This is a genomic window from Pseudomonas shirazensis, from assembly GCF_014268785.2.
GTDB lineage: Bacteria > Pseudomonadota > Gammaproteobacteria > Pseudomonadales > Pseudomonadaceae > Aquipseudomonas > Aquipseudomonas shirazensis.
In genome coordinates this window covers 1033909-1051586 of record NZ_JABWRD020000002.1, presented here as the reverse complement: position 1 = coordinate 1051586, position 17678 = coordinate 1033909, and the positions used below count along the sequence as shown (strand labels likewise).

Here is a 17678-nt window from a genome sequence, read left to right as displayed (position 1 = left end):
ACGGCGAGTTACTTTTTTGGCAAACGCCCCAAAAACGTAACCAAAAAAGGGCTTGGCTCCACATCCGGCCCCTCCGCTGCGCTGCGGGGTTCCCTCGCTCCGGTCTTGCTCCCGGGAGGACCGCGCTGTACGGGCCATCCTGGCCCGCAGCACTTGCCGGCCATCCATGGCCGTCACCTCCCTGCGCAAGACCTGCGCTCGGCCTCCTGAGTCGCCGGTGGATCAAGATCAAAAGCAGATCAAGATCAAGGGCACGCATCGCTGCGCTGGCGTAGATCAAGAGCTGGGGGCGCTCAGCGCCCCCGGCTTTTGGACTTAGAACAGGTCCATCGGCGCTGCTTCGTCCGCTGGCAGCGGGCTGCCAGGCGCTGCGCCGTTGCCCAGTTCATCCACCGACGGCGGCGAGTCTTCGGCCTTGAACAGTTCGAAGTAGGCGTTCGGCGTGCTTGGGGTCGCTGCGCGGCCGCTGACCGGATCGACCCGCAGGCTGAGGATGCCTTCAGGTTCGGCTGGAGCGTGGTTGGGTTTGTCTTTCAAGGCGGCGCCCATGAAGCTCATCCAGATCGGCAGAGCCGCAGTGCCGCCATATTCGCGGCGGCCGAGGGTTTCTGGCTGGTCGAAGCCAACCCAGACAGTGGTCACGTAGTCGGCGTTGTAGCCGGAGAACCAGGCGTCCTTCGATTCGTTGGTGGTACCGGTCTTGCCAGCCAGATCGGTTCGGCCCAGAGCCATCGCCCGGCGGCCAGTGCCGCGCTTGATCACGTCCTGCAGCATGCTGGTGAGGATGTAGCTGGTGCGCGGGTCGATGATCTGTTCAGCGAGCACTGGTGTCTGCGCACTGAACTGGGCGTTGGTGGTCGGCGCTTCGCCCGGCAGGCCGCTGCTGCTGATCGGCTGCTCTGGCGCGGCGATGCCGGCCTCGTCGCTGCCGCCGCCCTGCGGCACATGCGCAGGGTTGGCAGTAAACAGGGTTTCGCCGTTGCGGCTCTCGATGCGTTCGATCAGGTACGGGCTGATCTTGTAGCCGCCGTTGGCGAAGGTGCTCCAGCCGGTGGCAATTTCCATCGGGGTCAGGGTTGCGGTGCCGAGCGCCAGCGACAGGTTGCGCGGCAGGTCCTGCTTGTTGAAGCCGAACTTGGCGATGTAGTCGATGGTGCGGTCGACGCCCATCGCCTGCAGCAGGCGGATCGAGACCAGGTTGCGCGACTTGTACAGCGCTTCGCGCATGCGGATCGGGCCAAGGAAGGTGTTGGTGTCGTTTTTCGGCCGCCAGACCTTGTCCAGGTACTCATCGACAAACACGATCGGCGCGTCGTTGACCAGGCTCGCGGCGGTGTAGCCGCTGTCCAGGGCCGCGCTGTAGACGAACGGCTTGAAGCTCGAGCCCGGCTGACGCTTGGCCTGCATGGCCCGGTTGTAGTTGCTCTGCTCGAACGAGAAGCCGCCGACTAGCGCGCGGATCGCGCCGTTGTACGGGTCGAGGGTGACCAACGCACTCTGCGCGCCCGGCACCTGGCTGAACTTGAGCTTGCCTTCATCCAGGCGCTGCACGCGGATCAGGTCACCGATCTGGGCGACATCGGCAGGCGATTGTGGCGCCCGGCCTTGAGCGTTGGTATTCAGATACGGCCGCGCCCATTTCATGGTGTCCCAGGCCACGTCCTGCTCTTCGCCATTGCGGGTGAGCACTTTCAGGCCGGTTTTGTCGACCTGTGTAACGATAGCTGGCTCCAGCCCGCCAAGGGTGCGCTGCTTGCCCAGCTCCTGCAGCCAGGCGGCGTGGGTCTTGCCCGGGAAGCGTGACTCAGGGCCGCGGTAGCCATGGCGTTCATCGTAATCGGACAAGCCATTGAGCACGGCGCTGTTGGCCATGTTCTGCATATCGCTAGGCACCGTGGTGGTCACCCGGAAGCCTTCGGTGTAGGCCTCACTGCCATAGCGGCCGACCATTTCAGCACGGGCCATTTCGGCAATGTACGGCGCGTTCACTTCAGGCGTCGGCACGTGGTAACTGGCGTTCAGCGGCTCGGCCAGGGCGGTCTCGTAGCTGGTTTGGTCGATCTTGCCGAGTTTGTACATGCGCCCGAGGATCCAGTCGCGGCGCTCTTTGGCCCGGGTTGGGTTGGCCAGCGGGTTGAACCGCGAAGGGGCCTTCGGCAGACCGGCGATCATGGCCATCTGCGCCAGGCTGACGTCGCGGATCGACTTGCCGTAGTAGACCTGCGCTGCGGCGTCGATGCCGTAGGCGCGGTTACCCAGGTAGATCTTGTTGACGTACAGCTCAAGGATCTCGTCCTTGGTCAGTTCGCGTTCGATTTGCAGGGCCAGCAGGATTTCGTTGGTCTTGCGCGAGAAGCTGCGCTCGCTGGTAAGGAAGAAGTTCTTCGCCACCTGCATGGTGATTGTGCTGCCGCCGGTCTGGATATGACCAGACTTGACCAGTTGGGTCGCGGCACGCATCAGGCTGCTCGGGTCGACCCCGTAATGGTTGAGGAAATTATCGTCTTCGGCTGACAGAAGCGCCTGAATGAATTGTGGGGGAATTTCCGCGAAGCGAATCGGCGAGCGGCGCATTTCGCCAAACTCGGCAATCAGCTTGCCATCGCTGCTGTAGACCCTCAGGGGGATCTGCAACTGGATGCTTCTGAGCGAGTCGACCGAGGGCAGGCTGGGACTAAGATACAGAAACGCCCCGCTCAGACCGAGTACGAGGGCACAGATGACTGCGACGAAAGACCACCAGAAGAACTTCAGCAGGCGTATCAAGGCTTTTGGGTGTCCAGGTTGAGAAATGGAGTGCGCACAGGTCCGGCAGACAGGCAAAAACGCTGGGCATTATAAGCAGTTTTCGCCCCATCGGGCGACCGCCGGGGCTACCGGTCGGGCCAATGACGCGGGCTGACAATCATGGAGCAGGGAGACAGCGATGCTTGGACGCTTGGGCAAGGATGCCGGTTCATTGTTGGGTGTGGAAATAGCCGCCGACTCGGTGCGCATGCTTCAACTGCAGGGGCGCCAGGGGATTGAGCACGTCAGGGCCTGGGCGTATCAGCCGCTGCCGGGGGCAGTTGGCAATGACTGGGCGCAAGCCCCAGATGCTCTGATAGACGCGCTGCGCTGCGCCTTTGAGCGCTGCGGCAGTCGGCGTGCGCAGGTTGCAGTTGCGCTGCCGGGCGGGGCGCCGTTGTGCAAGCTTTGTTGCCTGCCAGCAGGCTTGTCGGCGGCTCAACTCGAGCAGCGCCTGCTGGTCGATGCCGAGCAGATGTTCCCGTTTGCCCTGGAAGACCTGGCGTTGGACTTTCAGGTGCTCGGCCCGGCGGTCGAGCCGGTGGGGCATGTCAATGTGCTGGTTGCCGCTTGCCGCCAGCGCTCACTGGATCAGCTCGAGCAGCTGCTGGAGGCCGCAGGTCTGTGCGCGGTGGCAGTTGAAGTCGACAGCATCGCCCTGCGCCGGCTGGTGCCCGACGGCCAGGCGTTGCTGCGTATCGAGCAGGGCGGGGCAGCGTTACATAGCTGGTCGGCAAGTGGCCTGCCGCAGCGTCAGGAGCTGACTTTCGGCGCCCATGAGCCAGACGATGCGCGCTTGCAGCGCATGCTTGAGTTGTGCGCAGCGGCGCTGCTAGGCGAGCACAGTGTGCAGGTGGTTGCGGCCAGCGAACAGGCATCACGCTGGCTAGCCGCTCTTGCTGCTCAATTGTCCTGCGATGCGCTGTCGCCGCTGCACGGTCTGGGCACGGCTGGCCTAAGCAATCGTGCCGAGCTGGCGCGGGTGGCGCCGCACATGGCGCTGGCCTGCGCTCTGGCACTCGGCGGTGTCTGCTGATGTTGCGTCTGAACCTGCTGCCCTGGCGCGAACGGCAGCGGCTGGCGGCGCTGCGACGGTTTCAATTGGCGCTGATTGGGAGCCTGTTGCTGGCGCTCGCCGGCGTGATCATGCTTGACCAGCTGGCGCGCCAGCGTGGTCAGCAGCAACTGGCGGCGATTGCCGAACGCCAGGCTGACGTCGCCCGACTCGATATCCAACTGCAGCAGTTGAAGGCGGTGCAGGACAACCACGCTGATGTAATGGCGCAGTCAGCAGCGCTGCAAGCGCTGCGCAATGGCCAAGACCTGCTACCGAGGATGTTCGCTGAGCTGGAGCAGGCACTCGGTGCCAGTTTGCAGCTGACCGAGATGTCCATCCAGGAGGGGCAGTTGCAACTGCTCGGGTTGGCGGCGTCGCCTGCGGTAGTGGCGCAGTTCATCCGCGATCTGCAGCAATCAAGGCGATTCGACGCGCTTGAACTGAAGCATATCCGTGCAGTTGCCGACGGCGATGAGTTCCTGTTGCTGGCACGGCTGTCGGCGCTTGAGCTGTGAGCGGGCCATGGCCTCCCGACTGGCAGCAGGTGGTGGGCAGCTCGCCGGTGGCCAGGCTGGCGATGCTGCTCGTACCGCTGCTGGTTGTGGCCAGTGTGGCCTGGCTGATGCGCTTTGAGGGTGTGCAGCGCACCTACCGGATGCAGGCGGCAACACTGCAGGCACTGGAGCAGACCTTCGCGGCCAAGGCGCTAGGTGTGCAGGACTTGCCCGCCGCGCAGGAGGCACTCGCTGACAGTAAGGTGCAGTTGCAGGACGCCCGCTGGCGCTTGGCGGCTGGGCAGGAAATGAGCGACCTGCTCGATCAGTTGGCGCGGTTCGGTCATGCCCATGGGCTGCTGATCGAGCAGGTGGATGTCGGCGAGCCGAGCCAGGCAGCCGGCTACCTGGTCGCGCCGCTGCAGTTGCAGGTGATCGGCAATTACCCGGCGCTGCGGGCATGGCTGGATGACTGGCTGGGTCAGATCCGCCTGCTGCACGTCTCGACCCTGCAGCTTGCAGCAGCAGGCCAGCCCGGGATGCTGCGGCTGCGCTTGCACGTGCAGGCCTTTGACGCGGGCCAGCAGTTACCGGCGCCGACCTCGCTAGCGCATGAAGCCGCCAGGCAGCGGGCACCGCCAGCGCAGGTCGATCCATTCCAGGCCTGGTCTGCACGCAGCGCAGCTGATGGTCTGGCCTGGGTGCCGCTGGCTCAGTTGCAGATGGTCGGCAGCCTCGCCCGCGATGGCCAGTATCAGGCTCTGGTGTGGTGGTCCGGGCGTTTGTATCGCGTGCGCGTGGGTGACCCATTGGGTCGCGACCAGGGTGTGGTTGTGCGGGTCGACGAACGGCAGCTGGAGGTGCGCGAGCAGGTCTTGCTTGGTGGAGCCTGGCAGGAGCGATCAACCCTGGTTGGGTTGCGAAAGCATGTGACGCAAGGAGGCATGGATGAAGCTCGGACAACTGGCAATGCTGCTGGCGACGGTTCTGGCGATGCACGGGGCGCAAGCGAAGACCTATCAGGGTGAACCGCTGTCGCTGAATTTTCAGGATGTTGAAGTTCGCGCAGTGCTGCAGGTGCTGGCCGACTATGCCGGGATCAACCTGGTGGTTAGTGATACGGCAACCGGCAACGTTACTCTTAGGTTGATACAGGTGCCCTGGGATCAGGCGCTGGATCTGGTCCTGCGCAGCAAAGGGCTGGCGAGCCGGCAGGAAGGCAATGTGCTGCTGGTAGCGCCGGCGACCGAGCTGGCCGGGCAATCCCGCGAAGAACGGCTGGGTCGGGAACTGGACGCCCAGTTGCAGCCGCTCGAACGCGCGTTGTTGCCAGTGCATCACGCCAAGGCAGCGGAGCTGGCCGAGTTGCTGCTGGCGACCTTGGCCGACGACGGCATCCTGACCGGGCGCGGCAGCCTGGGTGTCGATGCGCGGACCAACACGCTGGTGGCACATCAACCGGCAGAGCGACTTGCCGAGCTACGCCGACTGGTCACCGAGCTGGATGTGCCGGTGCGGCAGGTGCTGATCGAAGCACGCATCGTCGAAGCCAACGTCGACTATGAAAAAAGCCTCGGGGTGCGCTGGGGCAAGCCGTTCAGCAGCGCCGAAGGCCGCAGCGGCAAAGGGCTGTTCGTCGATCTCGGCGTGGATCGGCCGACTTCAGCGGTGGGCCTGGGGTTGCTGCGCGGCGACGCCTTGCTGGATCTGGAGCTCAGCGCGATGGAAAAGAGCGGCAATGGCGAAATCATCTCGCAGCCCAAGGTGGTGACCGCCGACAAGGAGACCGCGCGCATCCTCAAAGGCACCGAAGTGCCCTATCAGGAAACCAGCAAGAGCGGCGCGACCTCGGTGTCGTTTCGCGAAGCCTCGCTATCGCTCGAAGTTACCCCGCAGATCACCGCCGATGGTCAGGTAATCATGACCGTGCGCGTGACCAAGGACGAGCCGGATTACGTCAATGCACTCAACGATGTTCCACCGATTCGCAAGAACGAGGTCAACGCCAAGGTGCGCGTGGTCGACGGCCAGACCATCGTCATCGGTGGCGTCTACTCGACTACGCAAAACAATGTGGTCGACAAGGTGCCATTTTTCGGTGATCTGCCGTATGTTGGGCGGCTGTTTCGACGCGATGCATTACAAGAGAAAAAATCCGAGCTGCTGGTCTTCCTGACTCCGCGTATCATGAGTGACCAGGCGATTGCTGTGAGTCGTTGATTCTGTGCGAAATTTGATACTTGTAGGGCCCATGGGCGCTGGCAAAAGCACCATCGGACGCCTGTTGGCCAAAGAGCTGCGCCTGCTGTTCAAGGATTCCGACAAGGAAATCGAACTGCGGACGGGCGCCAATATCCCGTGGATCTTCGACAAGGAAGGCGAGCCGGGCTTTCGCGATCGTGAAGAAGCGATGATTGCCGAGCTCTGTGAGCTGGACGGCGTAGTCGTGGCTACCGGCGGCGGTGCAGTCATGCGTGATGCCAATCGGCGTGCTCTGCATGCCGGTGGCCGGGTGATTTATCTGCACGCCTCGGTTGAGCAGCAGGTCGGCCGCACGGCACGTGATCGCAATCGGCCGCTGTTGCGCACCGCCAATCCGGAAGCGACCCTGCGTGCTTTGCTCGAGTCGCGAGATCCGCTGTATCGCGAGATCGCCGACGTGATCGTGGAAACCGACGAACGGCCGCCGCGCATGGTGGTCCAGGATATTCTCGAGCGCCTCGAGCAGTTGCCGCCCCGCTAAGCCGGGACTATTCTCGGCCACCAACGCCGAGGCAGGGGTTCAACCTTACCGCGTGTGTCGTCCAGGCGACGCCGCGCTCCAGACATTGTGGGGATACATGCAGACACTTAAGGTCGATCTGGGCGAACGCAGCTACCCGATCTACATTGGCGAAGGCCTGCTGGACCAGCCTGAACTGCTGGCCCCGCACATTGCCGGCCGGCAGGTCGCCATTGTCTCCAACGAAACTGTCGCGCCCCTGTATCTGCAGCGCCTGAGCCAGACCCTGGGTGCCTATTCGGTGTTGCCGGTGATATTGCCGGACGGTGAAGCACACAAGAACTGGCAAACCCTGCAACTGATTTTCGATGGCCTGCTGACGGCTCGCCACGACCGCCGCACCACCGTGATCGCACTGGGCGGCGGGGTCATCGGTGACATGGCCGGTTTCGCCGCAGCCTGCTACCAGCGTGGTGTCGACTTCATTCAGGTGCCGACCACACTGTTGTCCCAGGTCGATTCGTCGGTGGGCGGCAAGACCGGCATCAACCATCCGCTGGGCAAGAACATGGTCGGCGCGTTCTATCAGCCCAATGCGGTGCTGATCGACACCACCAGCCTGAAGACGCTGCCGGCGCGCGAGCTGTCGGCAGGCCTGGCCGAAGTGATCAAGTACGGCCTGATCTGCGACAAGCCATTCCTCGCCTGGCTCGAAGAGAATATGACCGCCCTGCGCAGTCTCGACAACACGGCACTGACCGAAGCGATTCGTCGCTCTTGCGCGGCCAAGGCCGCGGTTGTGGGCGCCGACGAGCGCGAAACCGGCCTGCGCGCCACGCTGAACCTCGGCCATACCTTTGGCCATGCCATCGAAACCCACATGGGCTATGGCGTCTGGCTGCATGGCGAGGCGGTGTCTGCAGGTACCGTGATGGCGCTGGAAATGTCCATGCGTCTGGGCTGGATTGATCAGGCCGAACGTGATCGCTCGATTCGCCTGCTGCAGGACGCAGGATTGCCGGTGGCGCCACCACAGGAAATGACCCCGGCGCATTTCATGGAGCATATGGCGGTCGACAAAAAGGTCCTCGACGGGCGCATGCGGCTGGTGCTGTTGCGCCAGCTCGGCGAAGCCGTGATTACCGACGACTATCCGCAAGAGATCCTTCAGGCCACGCTGGCAGCGGATTACCGCGCCATTGTGGCCCAGCTTTGAGGTTGTGACAGCGCAATGACCAGTTTGCATGCCGATGAGGCGTTTCTCGACCATTACCAGCTGAGCCACGATCCGTTCGCGCCCCGTGTGCCCGGTTTCAAGTTCTTCCCCGCCCAGCGCAAGCCAGTGCTTGGCCAACTGCATCACCTGGCGCGTTACAGTCACCTGATGCTGGTGGTCACAGGTCCGGTGGGCAGCGGCAAGACCCTGCTGCGTCAGGCGCTGGTCGCCAGCACCAACAAGCAGTCGGTGCAGAGCGTGGTGGTCTCGGCCCGCGGTGCCAGCGACGCGGCCAGCGTGCTCGGCCAGGTGGCTCAGGCGCTTGGCGTGGCGCAGCCGGAAGTGCAGGCGATCCTGTCGCAGGTGGTGCAACTGGCCCTGACCGGCCAGGAAGTCTATCTGTTGGTGGACGATGCGGAACAACTCGACGAGTCGGCACTCCAAGCGTTGCTGGAATTGGCGGCAGGCGTTGCCGAAGGGCGCCCGCACGTATTCCTGTTTGGCGAGCCTTCGCTGATTGCTGGGTTGGATCAGCTCAATGGTGAGGGAGATCGTTTCCACATCATCGAGCTTGAACCCTACAGCGAGGAGGAAACCCGCGAATACCTTGAACAACGCCTGGAAGGCGCTGGCCGCGGTATCGAGGTATTCACGGCCGAGCAGATCGCCGATATCCACGAACATGCGGATGGCTGGCCTGGCAACATCAACCAGGTTGCCCGCGACACTTTGATCGAAGCCATGATCGCCACGCGCAGCACGGCGAAGCGACCATCCATGGGGTTCAAGATGCCTAAGAAACACGTACTCGCGCTGTCTGCAGTTGTCGTGGTCGCCGTAGCGGCGGCGGTCCTGATGCCGAAGAAAGGCGCTGACAAGCCTGCTACCGACGCACCCGCAGCGCAGGCTCAACTGCCGCTGGGCGAAGGCCAGGCCAACAGCAGCAACCCGGCTATCGAGTTCTCCGGCTCGCAGCCAACACCACTGCCGCTCAATGGGCAGTCGCAACCAGTCATGCGCGAGCCGCTGGCCCAGGCTGCAGGCATGGGCGACGGTGAAGAAGCCAGCCCAGCCGGCAGCACCGCATTGCAGCCTGCCAATCCACCAACCGTGACCACCATTGCCCCGCCTGAAGGCGTGCCGGCAGGCCCCGCCGCGGCTCCTGCGCAGCCAATCGCCAGCGCGCCAGCGCAACCGGTTGCACCTGCGCCCAAGCCTGCTCCGGCTCAGCCGGCGACCCAGCCAGCCAAGCCTGTTGCAGCGGCCAAGCCGGCCCCGGCGCCAACCCAGGTTGCCAGCGCCAAGCCTGCGTCGACTGCCGCTGGCGGCAGCGGCAACAGCGCCTGGTACGGCAGCCAGAAAGCCGGCAACTATGTAGTACAGATTCTCGGCACCAGCTCCGAGGCGTCGGCCCAGTCGTTCGTCAAGGCGCAGGGTGGTGACTATCGCTACTTCAAGAAAACCCTGCAGGGCAAACCGCTTTACGTCGTCACTTACGGCAACTTTGCCAACCGTGATGCTGCAGTTGCTGCAATCAAGAACTTGCCAGCGAAGGTCCAGGCTGGTAAACCTTGGCCACGTACCGTCGGCAGCGTCCAACAAGAGCTGACCACGACCCGCTGATACCTTCCGGGCGGCACCACCCCGCCGCCCAGTTGCTGAGCGACTCCTGACTTTCGTCTAGCCTGCTGCGTGTGATCGCGGCAGGCTTTTCTGTCCCAGACTGCCGGCCACAAGCCTCTAGTTGCAGTTCAGGCTGAAACGCTTCAGACTCCGAACCATGCCTTACCACGGCAAACGTTCAAAAACATTCAAAAATGCGACATAAATTTACAACGATTCGTCGTTTGAATTTGTGGGCTTCCCTGTCGCTGTGCAACAATGGTTTCACGTTGCCCCCCGCAAAAAAGCTGGCATTCGACCGGTGTGGATGGTAAGTGGTTGTACTAAAAAGAGATTTGCCTCCGTCGAGGGGCGAACCTGGTGAGAATGTGTCTATGAAAACAGGTCTGTACCATCCCGAAGAATTCAAGGACAACTGTGGCTTTGGCCTGATCGCCCATATGACGGGCGAGCCAAGTCACCACCTCCTGCAAACGGCCATGCAAGCGCTGACCTGCATGACCCACCGCGGCGGCATCAACGCTGACGGCAAGACCGGTGACGGTTGTGGCTTGCTCATGCAAAAGCCCGATCAGTTCCTGCGTGCCATGGCCAAAGAGCACTTTGCTGCGGAACTGCCCAAGCAGTACGCCGTCGGCATGGTGTTCTTCAACCAGGACCCGATCAAAGCCGAAGCCGCGCGGGCCAACATGGACCGCGAAATCATCGCGGCCGGCCTGCAGCTGATCGGCTGGCGCAAGGTGCCAATCGATACCAGCGTGCTGGGTCGTCTGGCCCTCGAGCGCCTGCCGCAGATCGAACAGGTGTTCATCGGTGGTGAAGGCCTGAGCGATCAGGACATCGCGATCAAGCTGTTCAGTGCCCGTCGCCGTTCGTCCGTGGCCAATGCCCACGACAGCGATCACTACATCTGCAGCTTCTCGCACAAGACCATCATCTACAAAGGCCTGATGATGCCGGCGGACCTCGCCGCATTCTTCCCGGACCTGGGTGACGAGCGCCTGCAGACCGCGATCTGCGTGTTCCACCAGCGCTTCTCGACCAACACCTTGCCGAAATGGCCGTTGGCGCAGCCGTTCCGCTTCCTCGCCCACAACGGCGAGATCAACACCATCACCGGCAACCGCAACTGGGCCATGGCCCGGCGCACCAAGTTCGCCAACGACCTGATCCCCGACCTCGAAGAGCTCGGCCCACTGGTCAACAGGGTCGGCTCCGACTCATCGAGCATGGACAACATGCTGGAGCTGATGGTTACCGGCGGCATCGACCTGTTCCGCGGCGTGCGCATGCTGGTACCGCCAGCCTGGCAGAACGTCGAGACCATGGACGCCGACCTGCGCGCCTTCTACGAATACAACTCCATGCACATGGAGCCGTGGGACGGCCCGGCCGGTATCGTCATGACCGAAGGTCGCCATGCGGTTTGCCTGCTCGACCGCAACGGCCTGCGCCCGGCGCGTTGGGTCACCACCCGCAACGGCTACATCACCATCGCCTCGGAAATCGGCGTATGGGGCTACCAGCCGGAAGACGTGGTTGCCAAAGGCCGCGTGGGCCCTGGGCAGATCTTTGCCGTGGACACCGAGACCGGGCAGATCCTTGATACCGACGCCATCGACAACCGCCTCAAGTCGCGCCATCCGTACAAGCGCTGGTTGCGCCAGCATGCCACGCGCATCCAGGCCACCCTGAGCGACGATCAGGGCGCGGCCAGTTACGACGCTGACCAGCTCAAGCAGTTCATGAAGATGTTCCAGGTCACCTTCGAAGAGCGTGACCAGGTGCTGCGTCCGCTCGGCGAACAGGGCCAGGAAGCGGTCGGCTCGATGGGCGATGACACGCCGATGGCCGTGCTGTCGCAGCGCGTGCGTTCGCCGTACGACTTCTTCCGCCAGCAGTTCGCTCAGGTGACCAACCCGCCGATCGACCCGCTGCGCGAAGCGATCGTGATGTCGCTGGAAATCTGCCTCGGCGCCGAGCGCAACATCTTCCAGGAATCGCCTGAGCACGCCTCGCGCGTGATCCTCAGCTCGCCAGTGATCTCCCCGGCCAAGTGGCGTTCGTTGATGAACCTCGAGCGCGAAGGTTTCGAGCGGCAGCTGATCGACCTCAACTACGAAGAAAGCCTCGGCCTGGAAGCGGCCATCCGCAACATCGCCGATCAGGCTGAAGAAGCGGTGCGCAGCGGCAAGACCCAGCTGGTGCTGAGCGACCGTTTCATCGCCCCGGGCAAGCTGCCGGTGCATGCCTCGCTGGCAGTTGGCGCGGTGCACCACCGCCTGACCGAGCAGGGCCTGCGTTGCGACAGCAACATCCTGGTCGAAACCGCAACCGCGCGTGACCCGCACCACTTCGCTGTGCTGCTCGGCTTCGGCGCCTCGGCGGTGTACCCGTACCTGGCCTACGAAGTGCTGGCCGACCTGATCCGCACCGGTGAAGTGCTGGGCGATCTGGATGAAGTGTTCAAGTACTACCGCAAAGGCATCTCCAAAGGCCTGCTGAAGATCCTGTCGAAGATGGGCATCTCGACCATCACTTCGTACCGCGGTGCGCAGTTGTTCGAGGCCATCGGCCTGTCCGACGAAGTGGTCGGCCTGAGCTTCAAGGGCGTACCGAGCCGCATCAAGGGTGCGCGCTTTGTCGACCTTGAAGGCGATCAGAAGCTGCTCGCCGCCGAAGCCTGGAGCGCGCGCAAGCCGATCCAGCAAGGTGGCCTGCTCAAGTTCGTCCACGGTGGCGAATACCACGCCTACAACCCGGATGTGGTCAACACCCTGCAGGCAGCCGTGCAGCAGGGCGACTACGCCAAGTTCAAGGAATACACCGCGCTGGTCGACAAGCGTCCGGTGTCGATGATCCGTGACCTGCTCAAGGTCAAGGTTGCCGAGCAGCCGCTGGCGATCGACCAGGTTGAGCCGCTGGAGGCCATCCTCAAGCGCTTCGACTCGGCCGGCATCTCGCTCGGCGCGCTGTCGCCCGAGGCACATGAAGCACTGGCCGAGGCGATGAACCGCCTGGGCGCGCGCTCCAACTCCGGTGAGGGCGGCGAAGACCCGGCCCGTTACGGCACGATCAAGAGCTCGAAAATCAAACAGGTGGCCACCGGCCGCTTTGGCGTCACCCCGGAATACCTGGTCAATGCCGAAGTGCTGCAGATCAAGGTCGCTCAGGGCGCCAAACCGGGCGAGGGCGGCCAGCTGCCTGGGGGCAAGGTCAACGGCCTGATCGCCAAGCTGCGCTATGCAGTGCCTGGCGTAACCCTGATCTCGCCACCGCCGCACCATGACATTTACTCGATCGAAGACCTCGCGCAGCTGATCTATGACCTCAAGCAGGTCAATCCGCAAGCGCTGGTTTCGGTCAAGCTGGTGGCAGAAGCCGGTGTCGGTACCATCGCGGCCGGCGTGGCCAAGGCCTATGCCGACTTGATCACCATCTCTGGCTACGACGGCGGCACCGGCGCTTCGCCGCTGACCTCGATCAAGTACGCCGGTGCACCGTGGGAACTGGGCCTGGCGGAAACCCACCAGACCCTGCGCGGCAATGACCTGCGCGGCAAGGTCCGGGTGCAGACCGACGGCGGCCTGAAAACAGGCCTCGACGTGATCAAGGCGGCCATTCTCGGCGCCGAAAGCTTTGGCTTCGGTACCGCGCCAATGATCGCTCTGGGTTGCAAATACCTGCGTATCTGCCACCTGAACAACTGCGCCACCGGTGTAGCCACGCAGAACGAAAAGCTGCGCAAGGACCACTACATCGGCACCGTCGACATGGTGATCAACTTCTTCACCTTCGTTGCCGAAGAAACCCGCGAGTGGTTGGCCAAACTGGGCGTTAGCAGCCTCGGCGAGCTGATCGGTCGCACCGACCTGCTCGAAGTGCTGCCGGGCGACACCGAGCGTCAGCAGTATCTGGACCTCAGCCCGCTGCTGGGTAGCTCGCACATCCCGGCCGACAAGCCGCAGTTCTGCGAAGTCGACAAGAACCCGCCGTTCGACAAGGGCGAGCTGGCCGAGAAGATGGTCGAGATGGCCTTGCCAGCGATCCGCGATCAGGCCGGTGGCGAGTTCGACCTCGACATCTGCAACTGCGACCGTTCGATTGGTGCGCGTATCTCTGGTGAAATCGCCAAGCTGTACGGCAACCAGGGCATGGCCGCCAAGCCGATCACCTTCCGCTTCAAGGGCACTGCCGGGCAGAGCTTTGGCGTGTGGAACGCCGGTGGCCTCAACCTGCATCTGCAGGGCGACGCCAACGACTACGTCGGCAAGGGCATGACCGGTGGCAAGGTGACCATCGTGCCGCCTGCTGGCAGCCCGTTCAAAACCCAGGAAAGCGCTATCGTCGGCAACACCTGCCTGTATGGCGCCACCGGCGGCAAGCTGTTCGCTGCCGGTACTGCCGGTGAGCGCTTCGCGGTACGTAACTCGGGCGCCCATGCGGTGGTCGAGGGTACCGGCGATCACTGCTGTGAATACATGACCGGCGGCTTTGTCTGCGTATTGGGCAAGACCGGTTACAACTTCGGCTCTGGCATGACTGGCGGCTTCGCCTACGTGCTCGACATGGACAACAGTTTCTTCGACAAGCTCAACCACGAACTGGTGGAAATCCAGCGTATCAGTGGTGAAGCCATGGAAGCCTACCGCAGCCATCTGGCGCGGGTCCTTGCCGAGTACGTCGAGGAGACTGGCAGCGAGTGGGGACGTGAGCTCTCGGAAAACCTGGACGACTATGTGCGCCGCTTCTGGCTGGTCAAGCCAAAGGCTGCGACGCTCAAGCAGTTGTTGTCCAGCACCCGTGCCAACCCGCAGTAAAAGCAGCTGCAAGTGGCAAGCCCCAAGCTGCGGCCAAAAGCAGCATGGGGCATTGCCCTGCTTATGTGATTGTCTTGCGGCGTGCAGCTAACAGCTCGCAGCTGCTGTGAAGAGGTATTGAAAATGGCTGAACGTCTGAACAACGACTTCCAGTTCATCGAAGTTGGGCGCAAAGACCCGAAGAAAAAACTGCTGCGCCAGCGCAAGAAGGAGTTCGTCGAGATCTACGAACCGTTCAAGCCGCAGCAGTCTGTCGACCAGGCGCACCGCTGCCTGGGTTGCGGCAACCCGTATTGCGAGTGGAAGTGCCCGGTACACAACTTCATCCCCAACTGGTTGAAGCTGGTATCCGAAGGCAACATCCTCGCGGCCGCCGAGCTGTCGCACCAGACCAACACCCTGCCGGAAGTGTGCGGCCGGGTCTGCCCGCAGGATCGTCTGTGTGAAGGTGCCTGCACCCTCAACGACGGTTTTGGCGCAGTGACCATCGGCTCGGTCGAGAAGTACATCACCGACACCGCCTTCGCTATGGGCTGGCGCCCGGACATGTCCAAGGTCAAACCGACCGGCAAGCGGGTTGCCATCATTGGTGCTGGCCCGGCTGGGCTAGGCTGCGCCGACGTGCTGGTGCGCGCTGGGGTAACCCCGGTAGTGTTCGACCGCAACCCGGAAATCGGCGGTCTGCTGACCTTCGGCATCCCTGAGTTCAAGCTGGAAAAGACCGTGCTGAGCAATCGCCGCGAAGTCTTCACCGGCATGGGTATCGAGTTCCGCCTGAACACCGAAGTGGGCAAGGACATCACCCTCGAGCAGTTGCTGGCCGAGTACGATGCCGTGTTCATGGGCATGGGCACCTACACCTACATGAAGGGCGGCTTCCCGGGTGAAGACCTGCCAGGCGTGCACGATGCGCTGGACTTCCTGATCGCCAACGTCAACCGCAACCTGGGCTTTGAAAAGTCGCCGGAAGACTTCGTCGACATGGCTGGCAAGAAGGTCGTAGTGCTCGGCGGTGGTGACACCGCGATGGACTGCAACCGGACTTCGATCCGCCAGGGCGCCAAGTCGGTCAGCTGCGCCTATCGTCGTGACGAAGCGAACATGCCGGGCTCGCGCAAAGAAGTGAAGAACGCCAAGGAAGAGGGCGTGAAATTCCTCTACAACCGCCAGCCCATCGCGATTGTCGGTGAAGACAAGGTCGAAGGCGTCAAGGTGGTCGAGACCCGTCTCGGCGAGCCAGACGCCCGTGGCCGCCGCAGCCCTGAGCCGATTCCGGGTTCCGAAGAGATCCTGCCGGCAGATGCGGTGGTGATCGCCTTTGGTTTCCGCCCAAGCCCAGCGCCGTGGTTCGAGCAGTTCGACATCCAGACCGACAGCCAGGGCCGGGTGATTGCTCCGGAGCAGGCGCGCTTCAAGCACCAGACCAGCAACCCGAAAGTGTTTGCTGGCGGGGATATGGTGCGGGGTTCGGATCTGGTGGTGACGGCAATCTTTGAAGGTCGTACTGCGGCTGAGGGGATTCTGGATTATCTCGAGGTCTGACTGATCGCCGGGGCTGCAAAGCAGCCCCATTCCCGCCATCTTGTATACAAAATCGTTTGATCCAAGACACCCAATAGACAAAACGCATGGCCTTGGCCGTGCCTTTTGTGCTGGCGTCTGAGAAAATGCCCGCACTTTTTTTCCGGATGCCGACATGACTGCCCTGAAGAACGACCGTTTCCTGCGTGCACTGCTCAAGCAACCCGTAGACGTCACGCCCGTCTGGATGATGCGCCAGGCCGGCCGTTACCTGCCGGAGTACCGCGCCAGCCGTGCTCAGGCCGGCGACTTCATGAGCCTGTGCAAGAACCCGCAGTTCGCCTGCGAGGTGACCATGCAGCCGCTTGATCGCTACCCTCTGGATGCGGCGATCCTGTTCTCGGACATCCTCACCATCCCTGATGCCATGGGTCAGGGCCTGTACTTCGAGACCGGCGAAGGCCCGCGTTTCAAGAAAGTGGTCAGCACCCTGGCCGATATCGAGGCGCTGCCGATCCCGGACCCGCACAAGGACCTTGGCTATGTGATGGATGCGGTCAACACCATTCGCCGTGAGCTCAATGGTCGCGTGCCGTTGATCGGTTTCTCCGGTAGCCCGTGGACGTTGGCCACCTACATGGTCGAAGGTGGCTCGTCGAAAGACTTCCGCAAGAGCAAGGCCATGCTCTATGACAATCCGCAGGCGATGCACCTGCTGTTGGACAAGCTGGCTCAGTCGGTTACCAGCTACCTTAACGGGCAGATCCAGGCTGGTGCGCAGGCGGTGCAGATCTTCGATACCTGGGGTGGCAACCTGTCGGCGGCGGCGTATCAGGAGTTCTCACTGGCTTACATGCGCAAGATCATCAGCGGGCTGATCCGTGAGCATGATGGGCGCAAGGTGCCGGTCATTGTGTTTACCAAGAATGGTGGCATGTGGCTGGAGAGCATTGCTGAGTGTGGCGCTGATGCGTTGGGCCTGGACTGGACCTGCGAGATCAGCGATGCCCGCCGCCGGGTTGGCGACAAGGTGGCGTTGCAGGGCAACATGGACCCGACCGTGCTGTACGCCAAGCCTGCGGCGATTCGTCAGGAAGTCGGGCGCATCCTGGCCAGCTACGGCAAGGGTACTGGCCATGTATTCAACCTTGGCCATGGCATCACGCCTGAGGTTGATCCGGAACATGCGGGTGCGTTCATCAACGCCGTGCATGAGCTGTCGGCGCAATACCATCAGTGATCAGTCGCTGAATAAAAACCCGGCCATGTGCCTGACGCTGTTTACTTAAGAATGCCTGGGCCGCAAAGCGGCCCCAATGCAGGCGATGTAGAGCTTAAGTGGACACCATTAGGCCATGTGCCGGGTTTTTTGTGCGTTAAGTTTAAATTCAGCGATCGTCGTTAATCTGGTCCCATCTCAACCAGTACAGGACTTGAT

General features: G+C 62.6%; 11 protein-coding genes. 10 read left to right on the top strand and 1 reads right to left on the bottom strand.

Annotated features, from left to right (window positions below):
- Positions 1-315: 315 nt before the first annotated feature.
- Positions 316-2766, bottom strand: coding sequence for a penicillin-binding protein 1A (locus tag HU736_RS16020; protein ID WP_186701253.1), 2451 nt, complete (start codon positions 2764-2766; stop codon positions 316-318).
- Between the two features lie 160 nt (positions 2767-2926).
- On the opposite strand from HU736_RS16020, the gene pilM reads away from it, so the two are divergent.
- From pilM to hemE, 10 genes are all read left to right on the top strand, one after another.
- A complete protein-coding gene (pilM, locus tag HU736_RS16015; RefSeq protein WP_186701252.1) occupies positions 2927-3823 on the top strand; it encodes a type IV pilus biogenesis protein PilM in 897 nt (298 codons plus the stop codon).
- The gene (locus HU736_RS16010; protein ID WP_186701251.1) at positions 3823-4359 is read left to right on the top strand and encodes a PilN domain-containing protein; all 537 of its coding nucleotides are present in this window, start codon (positions 3823-3825) and stop codon (positions 4357-4359) included. The genes pilM and HU736_RS16010 overlap by 1 nt, the downstream gene beginning before the upstream one ends.
- Positions 4356-5366, top strand: a complete 1011-nt coding sequence (locus HU736_RS16005) for a pilus assembly protein PilP (RefSeq protein ID WP_186701250.1) — start codon at positions 4356-4358, stop codon at positions 5364-5366. Before HU736_RS16010 ends, HU736_RS16005 begins: the two co-directional genes overlap by 4 nt.
- A complete protein-coding gene (locus tag HU736_RS16000; protein WP_186701249.1) occupies positions 5287-6558 on the top strand; it encodes a type IV pilus secretin PilQ in 1272 nt (423 codons plus the stop codon). Before HU736_RS16005 ends, HU736_RS16000 begins: the two co-directional genes overlap by 80 nt.
- A 4-nt stretch (positions 6559-6562) precedes the next feature.
- The gene (gene aroK, locus HU736_RS15995; protein ID WP_101315515.1) at positions 6563-7081 is read left to right on the top strand and encodes a shikimate kinase AroK; all 519 of its coding nucleotides are present in this window, start codon (positions 6563-6565) and stop codon (positions 7079-7081) included.
- A 97-nt stretch (positions 7082-7178) separates the two neighbouring features.
- On the top strand, positions 7179-8276 hold the full coding sequence (gene aroB / locus HU736_RS15990) for a 3-dehydroquinate synthase (protein ID WP_186701248.1): 1098 nt from the start codon (positions 7179-7181) through the stop codon (positions 8274-8276).
- A gap of 15 nt (positions 8277-8291) precedes the next feature.
- Positions 8292-9899: an AAA family ATPase gene (locus HU736_RS15985; RefSeq protein ID WP_186701247.1), complete on the top strand. Its 1608-nt coding sequence runs from the start codon at positions 8292-8294 to the stop codon at positions 9897-9899.
- 374 nt (positions 9900-10273) lie between these two features.
- Positions 10274-14719, top strand: a complete 4446-nt coding sequence (gene gltB, locus HU736_RS15980) for a glutamate synthase large subunit (protein ID WP_101315521.1) — start codon at positions 10274-10276, stop codon at positions 14717-14719.
- Positions 14720-14842: 123 nt separating this feature from the next.
- Entirely contained in the window at positions 14843-16261 is a 1419-nt protein-coding gene (locus HU736_RS15975; protein WP_101315523.1) for an FAD-dependent oxidoreductase, read from the top strand.
- Positions 16262-16415: 154 nt separating this feature from the next.
- Positions 16416-17480 carry a uroporphyrinogen decarboxylase gene (hemE, locus tag HU736_RS15970; protein WP_186701246.1) on the top strand — a complete coding sequence of 355 codons (1065 nt, stop codon included), beginning with the start codon at positions 16416-16418 and terminating at the stop codon, positions 17478-17480.
- Positions 17481-17678: the final 198 nt, after the last annotated feature.